Source organism: Trebonia kvetii (assembly GCF_007827045.1).
In the GTDB taxonomy this organism is placed as follows: Bacteria; Actinomycetota; Actinomycetes; order Streptosporangiales; family Streptosporangiaceae; genus Trebonia; species Trebonia kvetii.
The window spans coordinates 1-880 of the sequence record NZ_RPFW01000022.1 but is presented as its reverse complement, the minus strand read 5'-3'; the positions used below and the strand labels follow the sequence as shown (position 1 = coordinate 880).

The 880-nt window shown below is 62.8% G+C and carries 1 protein-coding gene; it reads right to left on the bottom strand.

The genetic code is table 11. From position 1 onward, the window contains the following. Positions 1 to 350: 350 nt before the first annotated feature. Positions 351 to 656: a tyrosine-type recombinase/integrase gene (locus EAS64_RS42775; protein WP_187366579.1), complete on the bottom strand. Its 306-nt coding sequence runs from the start codon at positions 654 to 656 to the stop codon at positions 351 to 353. Between the last annotated feature and the right edge of the window lie 224 nt (positions 657 to 880).

Genomic DNA, 880 nt, shown 5'->3' with positions numbered 1-880 from the left:
ATGCGCATCTGCGGCACCTGCCCGCGAGCCCTCCATGACACCAAGCATGCAGCAATCCTGGCCATCGGAAAGCCTCAAGTCACGCAGCCGCACCGAACGACATCACAGATCTCTGTTGTAGTACTAGCCAAGCGGTGCCCTGGGGCGCCGCTCCTGACACCGCTGCGGGCTCTTGCATCAGTCACGTAGCTGGAAGTCGGAGCTGAGCTTGAAAACTGCCTAGGCGCACAGCTACAGGCCCCTGACTGGACCTGCTTGGCCCCGCGCTCACGAGTTGTGTTCCGTCAGCTAACCGCACAGGCCGCCGCCGGGCCTTGAGTCGTCTAACCCAACATCTGATGGAAAAGAGGCTAACCCTTGCTCCATTCGGCAAACTCGGCGTTCAGCGCTGCCACGGCTCTCTTTGCGGCAGAAGGCAGCAGGTGCCCATAGACCTGATGCGTCACGTTAATGTCCCGGTGCCCAAGGAAGTGAGCAAGCTCGGTGATCTGGACCCCGCGCGCCAGCATCGCTGAAGCGTAGGCGTGGCGTAGCGAGTGCGGAGTGAACCCGTCAGCGATGCCGGCCGCCTTAGCAGCACGGATGTATCGGAAGTAGATGGTGCCGTACCGCTGGAACAGCTTCCCGTTTCCCGGCATGAGCGGGCCGTCGGCCATGCCTTGCACCATTTCCCACAGCCATGCCGGAACGGGCACGTCTCGGTACTCGCCCGCCTTGCGGTGCTTGAGAGGTTCCCGCTTCTTACCGTCCTGCTGTCATTTGCCAGGAGCATGGGACCAGGGTGTTGCCACGACCTAGGGACCACCGTGCGGCTGCCGGATCATCTTGGGGCAGCTGACCGGGTTCGTCAAACTGCGGGCATTGCGGGCCGCTGCCGGCG